The sequence below is a fragment of the Christiangramia marina genome (assembly GCF_048285865.1).
In the GTDB taxonomy this organism is placed as follows: Bacteria; Bacteroidota; Bacteroidia; order Flavobacteriales; family Flavobacteriaceae; genus Christiangramia; species Christiangramia marina.
In genome coordinates this window covers 323,068-332,265 of sequence record NZ_JBLVTK010000001.1, presented here as the reverse complement: position 1 = coordinate 332,265, position 9,198 = coordinate 323,068, and the positions used below count along the sequence as shown (strand labels likewise).

General features: G+C 37.6%; 5 protein-coding genes and 1 tRNA gene. 5 read left to right on the top strand and 1 reads right to left on the bottom strand.

Annotated features, from left to right (window positions below; genetic code table 11):
* Window positions 1-23: 23 nt before the first annotated feature.
* Window positions 24-110 (top strand) — tRNA-Leu (locus tag ACNKXS_RS01490).
* 540 nt (window positions 111-650) lie between these two features.
* Here the strand turns inward: ACNKXS_RS01490 and ACNKXS_RS01485 are convergent.
* Window positions 651-989 (bottom strand): potassium channel family protein, encoded by a 339-nt coding sequence (locus tag ACNKXS_RS01485; protein WP_417920125.1) that lies wholly within the window; start codon window positions 987-989, stop codon window positions 651-653.
* Window positions 990-1,869: 880 nt separating this feature from the next.
* Between ACNKXS_RS01485 and ACNKXS_RS01480 the strand changes: the two genes are divergently transcribed.
* From ACNKXS_RS01480 to ACNKXS_RS01465, 4 genes are all read left to right on the top strand, one after another.
* Window positions 1,870-4,788: a M16 family metallopeptidase gene (locus ACNKXS_RS01480; RefSeq protein ID WP_417919331.1), complete on the top strand. Its 2,919-nt coding sequence runs from the start codon at window positions 1,870-1,872 to the stop codon at window positions 4,786-4,788.
* A 423-nt stretch (window positions 4,789-5,211) separates the two neighbouring features.
* Window positions 5,212-5,553, top strand: a complete 342-nt coding sequence (locus ACNKXS_RS01475) for a hypothetical protein (protein ID WP_417919330.1) — start codon at window positions 5,212-5,214, stop codon at window positions 5,551-5,553.
* A gap of 536 nt (window positions 5,554-6,089) precedes the next feature.
* Window positions 6,090-8,066, top strand: a complete 1,977-nt coding sequence (locus ACNKXS_RS01470) for a heavy metal translocating P-type ATPase (protein WP_417919329.1) — start codon at window positions 6,090-6,092, stop codon at window positions 8,064-8,066.
* A 174-nt stretch (window positions 8,067-8,240) separates the two neighbouring features.
* Window positions 8,241-9,008, top strand: a complete 768-nt coding sequence (locus ACNKXS_RS01465; RefSeq protein ID WP_141878640.1) for a LexA family transcriptional regulator — start codon at window positions 8,241-8,243, stop codon at window positions 9,006-9,008.
* Window positions 9,009-9,198 lie beyond the last annotated feature (190 nt).

Sequence of the window (9,198 nt, the reverse complement as noted above, 5' to 3'; positions counted from 1 at the left end):
TTTTCGCTCTTTAATAATTTTAAGCTCGGGTGGTGGAATTGGTAGACACGTTGGACTTAAAATCCAATGACCATTAGGTCGTACGGGTTCAAGTCCCGTCCCGAGTACCAAAGACCCTCTTAATTTATTAATTCTGAGGGTTTTTTTCCATTTCTTCCGCACAGAATTCATTATTTTGCTAAATTCCAAACATAATTTATTGAACCATTAATGATCCATCAGTAAGGTGTGATGTATTAACCGCAAACTCGAAATGGTTCTATACACTAATTGAAGAAGTTCCGATTTTCAATATGCTGAATAATTTATTTTCAGAACAAGTAACTTTCAATTTATGTCTATCGCTTCTACGCAATAAATCTGTCCAACTCCCATTGCCATTAGGATGTCTGTATTACTTTCAAAATAGAAGGATTTAGATCTTTGCGTAACTTACTATTATTACGCATTCCCAAGGCATATAGTCGGGGATTAAGTAGGATAGGATGAACACGAAGACTGAGAGCTGCATCGATATTTATATAATAACTAAGCTGCGGAATATCATGTAGGATGACATCAGCCTTTCTGGAGTTTACGAGCTGTAGACCATCTTTAAGATCAGAAACCTTTTGAAAACTTACTCTTTCTTCGTCTAAATATCTAGATGCTTATTTTTCCTGCAATGCAAGTACCTTCATGTCTTTAAGATCGGTTGGAATTGCTGTTTTTTTACTCGATGAACTCCTCATAATGGCGCTTATTAAAGATGCAGTTAAGACTGCCGTGACCGCCGTGGCGATAAGCATCCAGAAAAGTACGATGACTCTACCCCAGAAAGTTACCGGAGCCTTATCACCATAATCAATCGTGATCATAGTTACACTTGCCCACCAAAAACCTGAACCTATACCTTCAATAATTGTACGTTTGCCTCCAAAATTTTCATCATTGCTTCTGCGCTTCGCAAAATATATGATGGTTCCTACAATCAGCATCAATACAGAAATTACTAAAATGATGATTCACAATCTTTTACTGAAAAAACTTTTGATAATGGCTCTAAGATCCATTGCCGGGGAGGTCGCCCCTCCCATATTTAAAGTGTAATAAATATGACTAAAGTCTACCAAGCTGTCCTCCCTTATAGTTAGTTCCCTTAAAAGTTAAATATCGACCTGTTTATCTTTAAGACTACTAATTGCTATTTCCGGATCTATTTCCTGAAAATCGAAACGATAATCTAGGTCATCGGCAACATTTCTCCAAAGTCGGATGCTAATACCGTCCCAATTTACTTTGTTATCTTTGAGGATATGTAGGGTTTGTTCAAAAACGCCAGCCTGAAGTTGCTCTATTTTCTTACTGGTAGAATCCTGCGGAATAATACTAGCTCTTTTAGAACCTGGAAGATTAGAATTACGATCCCTAAAAGTGGTGAAAAATTAAAATGTGTCAATTAATAAATTATAAATTTAAGATATCGCATAAGCATCTAGATTCTCGGAAGGTTTCATTAAAACTGACCATGGCTTGAATGAACAAGTTTGAATGCTGTTAATTTAAGTAGCATTACTTTCTGCTGAAATGAGCTTATTACATTTTGAAAATTACAAGTCTCGTCGTAACTAAGATTGTTTTTCTCTTTAGGATACAGAATGTTGAATGAGTCAGCTGAAAATTATGAGAAGACATTAGCAGAAATCTTTTTCAGAATAGGTTGCAACATTTGGAGATCATGACTTATTATAGAATCCTGAGTTCAAATCTCAATTCTTTATTGGCTATTTGAGCGATTTTCAAGGATTATTTCAATTTATCTGAAAACTAGCGAATTACAAGCCTGATTTTTACTAAATTCAGAAATCTTAACAAAAACATTAATTATATATGACAAACGTCAGATTTAATATGAAAGCTTTAGCGCTTTCATTTACATTTTTGGCTGCAGTATCCTGTAAGGTTAAGGATACTACGCAGAATACTTCCGCAGGACCAGGTCAGGCCATGGTGGATCAAGACACGATGAAAGCCGAAGCAAGTGCAGACCTGAGTCTTGAATTCAAAAAGTATGAGCTGGAAAACGGCTTGAATGTTATTCTACATGAGGATAAGTCAGATCCCATTGTTTCCGTAGCGATTCAATATGGTGTTGGCTCTAACCGTGAGAAGAAGGGTAGAACAGGGTTTGCACACTTGTTTGAGCATATGCTTTTTCAGGAATCCGAAAATGTTCCACAGGATCAGTTTTTTAAAACAATTCAGGATGTTGGCGGTACTTTGAACGGGGGAACCTGGCAGGATGGAACCATTTATTATGAAGTGGTGCCTAAAAATGCTCTGGAAACGGTACTTTGGTTAGAGTCCGATAGAATGGGCTTTTTGATAAATACAGTAACCGAAGCTGCTTTTGCCAATCAGCAGGAAGTGGTTCAGAATGAAAAAAGACAGCGTGTAGATAATAATCCTTATGGGCATACCGGTTGGGTAATAGATAAGAATATGTACCCTGATGGTCATCCATATAGCTGGCAGGTGATTGGAGAACTTGAAGATCTTCAAAATGCCACTGTTGAAGATGTTAAGGAGTTTTACGATAAATTTTACGGCCCTAATAATGCTACCCTTGTCTTAGCTGGAGATTTTCAGGAAGATGAGGCTAAAAATCTTATTGAAAAATATTTTGGTGAGATTAAAAAAGGTCAGGAAGTAGAGCCATTAGAAACGCAATTGGTAACTCTGGATGAAACTAAACGTTTATATCACGAGGACAATTTTGCCACGGCACCACAATTAAATATGGTATGGCCTGTGGTAGAACAGTATAGTGAAGATTCTTACGCGCTAAATTACCTTGGACAGATTTTATCTAATGGAAAAGATGCACCATTATACGAAGTTCTGGTAAAGGAGAAAGAACTTACTTCTCGCGCCAATGCGTATAATAGTCCGAGTCAGTTGGCTGGTCAGTTTACTATTAACGTGACGGCAAATTCAGGAGTAGATCTTGATAGTATTGAAATGGGTATTGAAGAGGCTCTTGAACTTTTCGAACAGGAGGGAGTTACAGATTTTGATATTGAAAAGATCAAAGCAGGATTAGAGACAGATTTCTATAACGGTATTAGCAGCGTTCTCGGAAAATCCTTCCAGTTAGCTCGCTATGATGTTCTCGCTGGTGACCCTAATTTCTATAAGCAGGATTTGGAAAACATTAAAAATGTGACCAAAGAGGATGTGATGCGCGTCTATAAAGAATATATCAAGGACAAGCCTTATGTAATGACCAGTTTTGTGCCTAAGGGTAAGACTGAATTAATTACTGAAAATTCTGAAAAAGCTGAAGTCGTAGAAGAAAAAATTACTGAAAATAAAGAAACTGAAGTAGCAGAAGCTCCTTCAGAAGAAGTTGAAAAGACTCCTTCAAATTTTGACAGATCTGTGCAACCTGAAATGGGCGAATCTCCAAGTCTCAGCGTTCCTGAAGCGTGGAACACAGAACTTGCAAATGGTTTAGAAGTTTACGGAATTGAACAAAATGAATTGCCTCTGGTAACTTTTAGTTTGGTTATAGAAGGCGGACATTTACTGGATGATCTTGAGAATAATGGTGTTGCTAATTTAATGAGCGATATTATGATGGAAGGAACGGCCAATAAAACTCCGCAGGAACTGGAAGACGCCATTGCGCTACTTGGTGCGAGCATTTATATGTATACAACCAATGAATCTATCGTAATTCGCGGAAACTCTTTGAAAAGAAATTTTTCAAAAACCATGGATCTCGTGGAAGAAATTCTATTGGAACCAAGATGGGATGAAGAGGAATTAGCAAGGATTAAAACCAGTACGATCAATGGGATAGAAAGAAATGATGCAAACCCTAATGCCATTGCAAACAGGGTTTACAATAAAATTCTTTATGGTGAGGATCATCCATTCGCTTATACTACTTCAGGTACGAAAGAAGATGTGGAAGCGGTTAGCATGGAAGACCTGAAGCAATTCTATTCTGAAAACTTTTCACCTTCTGTGGCAAGATTACATGTAGTTGGTGATGTAAATAAAGCTGAAGCTTTGGCGGCAACTGAAGGTCTTAAGAATAACTGGGAAGCGAAAGAAGTAACTATTCCAGATTTTCAGATTGAAAATAAACGAGATAAGGCTTCTCTTTATTTCGTAGATGTTCCAGACGCAAAGCAATCGATTATAAATATTGGATACATTGCGATTCCAAGAACTAATGAGGATTACTATCCTTTGGAAGTGATGAACTACAAATTAGGTGGATCCTTTTCAGGGAATGTAAACCTAATTCTTAGAGAAGAAAAAGGATATACTTATGGAGCACGTTCTGGTTTTAGTGGATCTAAAATTCCAGGAACCTTTACGGCATCGTCTTCTGTTAGAACAAATACAACGGGAGAATCGGTAAAGATCTTCAGGGATGAAATTTCTAAGTATAAAGATGGGATTTCTCAGGAAGACCTGCAATTCACTAAAAATGCATTGATTAAGTCAAACGCACGCCGATTTGAAACTCAAGGATCACTTTTAGGGATGTTACAGGAAATGAGTGCTTATGATCTTGATTCAAATTACATTGAGAAAGAAGAAAATGTTATTAATAACATGACATTGGAGCAACATCAGGAATTGGCAAATAAGTATCTGGATGAATCAAAAATGGCTTATCTGGTTGTTGGAGACGCCAAGACTCAATTCGAGCAATTTAAAGATATGGGCTTTGATGAAGTAAAACTTCTGAATAAAGAAGGTGAAGAAATTAATATGGAAGATGTAAAATAATCTCAGTCTTTACTTCTGAATAGAAAAACCTGCCAGTTCTGGCAGGTTTTTTTTGGTGTTAGCTGGATGTTCAGATAATGTGTGCTTGTAAAGAGAAGGCTTGCAATAAAACTTGGAATCTAATCCTCTATTTTACTGCTTTTACATTTCTGATTTTAATACCTATAAATTGGAAATGTATATATCTAAAATAACATGATTCCAGTTCTTTTAAATCAAGATCTGCGCAATTCTAATCAATACTATTTTAGCATCTTTATCAGAGTTTCATGATGATCAGATTTCTGTGGTTTAATTAATTGCATACCCAACCCTTTATCCTATTTAATTAGCATTTCATAGAAGTTAAAATTAAGATTTCATTAGGAAAATATGTTGAACTTCTCTTAATTAGTATTATTCGAAAGTTAAAGACTTGTTAATATGAAGCAATACACTCATACCCTAAATAATCTGCAGGATGGTACCATGGCGACAGACCTGAGACAAAGCACATCCATAGACTTTATCAATACGTTAAGAGATAAGCGACTTATATATATAAACGATCGCGGACAGGTTTATCTTACCAATAAAGGCAAGCTTGCCAACAGATTGGGATTTCAGCGGTATTTCAGAATGGAGAAGGAGCAGCAGGAATTGTTTGAGCAGGAGCTGGAAACCATTCAGGTTGAGAATAGAGGTCTTCTTATGATTTTTTCAGGAATGATTATTAGTCTTCTACTTATCATTGCATTTTGGATGCTGGAACTTCAAACTTTATAAAATCTATAGTCGCTCAAAAACATTAAAATTTTACCGAATTCTATTAAATGATCTTCTATTAGCAGGATAAATTGCCGGATGAAATTTTACTATCTCAGTAAACAAACTAATAGCAATGGCGTCATGTCTATCCATGCCGATAGTTGTACGCAATTGCCTCCAGTTCTTGAACGAGTGTATCTGGGAATATTTGATAATAGCAGGCTTGCTTCTGAAGCAGCTTTGTTGAAGTTTCAGGTTTTGAATCTTGATACATGTAGATGCTGTAAATAATCTAATATTTGCATTTCAATTCAATTCATCTTTCAGGCATTTTAAGAGATGGATGCTGGATAAGATCGTAGTAATTTTTTCAGAGTTACAATCTGCTTGATTTGGATCTTCTTCGGAACAAATCAAGACCAAATTCCTTACACAAAGAAGACACTCCTGTATCAGGAGCTGTTTTCTGAAAATATTAAAATCTTCCGGACTTGTTTGCAATTTATACTTCAGGACATTTAATTGTACCTTTAGCTTAAAATTTACGGAAATAAATGTCTGGACATAATCACGGTTGTTGCAAGCCACATAACGACGGTATTTTTGGAGAAAGAACGGAATTAATATTTGCTATTTTAAGCGGTGTATTTCTTATAGGTGGATATATACTTCAGCAATTTTCAGATTTTGATTTCGTATATGCTTTAGTTCCATACCTGTTTTCATATTTTTTTGGTGGATTTTTTACCGCAAAAGAGGCTTTCGAAGAAATATCGAAAGCTAGGTTTGAAATTGATTTTTTGATGTTGGTGGCCGCTATCGGTGCAGCCTTTTTAGACAAGTGGGCTGAAGGTGGATTGCTTTTGTTCCTGTTCAGTCTTGGTCATGCGCTTGAACATCTCGCTATGAATAAAGCTCAAAAATCTATTGAAGCTCTTACAAAACTAGCTCCCAAGGTAGCTTTCAAGAAGATTGACGGTGAGTTCAGGGAAGTGAACCTTGAAAATTTAGAGGTTGGCGACATTCTACGCATTAGACCGAATTCAACCGTGCCGGCAGATAGCATTCTAGTCAATGGAAGAACGAACATTAATCAAGCTCCAATTACAGGAGAAAGTATTCCGGTCGATAAAGAACCTATACATAATGAAGCGTTAGATTATAGTGATATTAGCTATATTCCCGATAAACACCGCGCTTTCGCAGGAACGATCAATGGGGATGCTACGATAGAGGTGAAGGTGATCAGGAAGGCTGAGGATTCTACACTTAGCCGGCTTATTGAAATGGTGCAGCAGGCACAGGATAAGAAGTCTCCAACCCAATTACTAACAGATAAATTTGAAAAGTTCTATGTGCCGGCGGTACTTATTCTTATTCTTATTCTCAATCTTGCGTTTTTGGTCCTCGATGAACCCTGGTCCGCTAGTTTTTACAGGTCCATGGCTGCTCTTGTAGCTGCAAGTCCCTGTGCACTTGCGATCTCCACACCTTCCGCAGTACTAAGTGGAATCGCTCGTGCAGCGAAAGGCGGAGTCTTATTTAAAGGTGGTAAACCGCTGGAAGATCTTGGAACCTTGAAAACATTAGCTTTCGATAAAACGGGAACACTTACTGAAGGAAAGCCGAAACTAACAGATGTTATTTTGCTGAATAATTCTTCGGAAGCTGAATTACTTTCAGAAGTGATTGCACTGGAAAATACCAGTAATCATCCGCTTGCCAAGGCTATAGTTCGTGATGGACGGGCAAAGCTACCAGCAGAATATCAAATACCTCAGTTATCTTCTTCCGAAGCAATTCAGGGGAAGGGTATAAGCGGTCACATTAATGGGAATCAATTATCTATAGGGAACCTGGAACTATTTGAAGGTGAAGATCTACTTGATTCGAAACTGGTCAAAAGGATCAAAGACCTGGAAAAAGATGGTAAAACTACCATGTTAGTAAAATCTGGAGATCATTTTAGTGGGATTCTCGGGTTGATGGATGAGCCGAGGGAATCTGCCAGGCCTACCTTAATGCGTCTAAGGGAATTGGGTATCAAAAAAATGGTGATGCTCACCGGTGATAACCAATTTGTAGCAGATGCGGTTGCTAAAGAAATTGGTCTCACTAAAGCTTATGGCAGCTTATTACCTGAAGAAAAAGTTGATAAGATTCGAAAACTTAGCAGCGGGAAGGCCAAAGTTGCCATGGTAGGTGATGGGGTAAATGATGCTCCGGCAATGGCAAATAGCACCGTAGGAATAGCGATGGGCGCTGCAGGAAGTGATGTTGCGCTTGAAACAGCAGATATCGCCCTCATGGCAGATAGACTTGAAGTTCTTCCATTCGCAATAGGTTTGAGCCGAAAAGCACATAACATCGTAAAACAGAATTTATGGATCAGTCTGGGTGTAGTAGCTTTACTACTTCCTGCAACGATCTTTGGCTGGGCCAATATTGGCGTTGCGGTGGTTTTTCATGAGGGCTCAACCCTTGTAGTCGTATTAAACGCACTCAGACTTCTGGGTTACAAATCTGAATAGAAAATTTAAGTCTTTCATAACTATCAGGCGATCATATGCTCAGGCTTATAGATAAGCCATATTTTGAAAATACGAACAATCCCTTACGTAATTTTAATTCAATAATTTTCTGAATTCTGAGGAAAGATTCCATTTATTATTATAAATTTGGAATAATTCCAATATTATTAGTTTATGGGCACACCGGGATCAATTGAAATCAAGCATTTTAAAGAAGTTCGTGAAGAGCATAATTACACTCAAACAGAATTTGCTTCGCTACTGGGTATAAAAAATTCAACAGCAGATATTGAACGTGGACGGACGAAGCTTTCAGGTAAAGTAGTGGCTGAATTGTTAAGGCAATTTGCAATCAATCCTTTATGGCTGTTTGGAGACAGTGGGCAGAAGTATCTTAAGATTAGTAAAGGAGATGTAAGTCCAAAAGTTGTCACCGTAGATAATGCCGATAACGAGAACATCGTTCTTGTAAACCAGAAGGCGGCTGCAGGGTATCCTCACAACGTACAGGATGTGGAATGGTATAATCAACTTCCTGCATTTGATATTCCATTACCTGAATTTAGAAATGCGACTTACCGTGGTTTCCAGATCGAGGGAGATAGTATGTTGCCAGATTATCGTCCCGGAGAATGGGTGATGGGAAAAGCTGTTGCAAGCATAGAAGAAGCTAGTAACAATAAAGTATACGTGATCGTAATGTATGACTCGGTATTGGTGAAGAAGATACAGAAAATGCCTGATCCTTCAAAGGTTTTACTGATATCGCTTAATGAAGAATATTTACCTTTAGAGATCAATGTTCATGATATTCAGGAGATCTGGCAGGTGAATTCCAAACTTACCTTTAACCTGGACAATCCAACAAATAATGGACTTTTTCAGGAGCTACAACAATCTATGAACGAATTGAAAAGAGAATTGAAATCTTTCAAACATTAAAAAAGCCCCATCTAAATTAGAAGGGGCTTTTAAATACTTATTTTATTAAGGACTAGTAGTCGTCGTTTCCTTCAACTTCGTCTTCAACATCCTGAGCTGCATTTTCTACTGCGTCTCCAGCATCGTTAGCTGCATTTTCTACTGCATTACCAGCATCATTAGCTGCATTTTCGATATCGTTTCCTGCGTT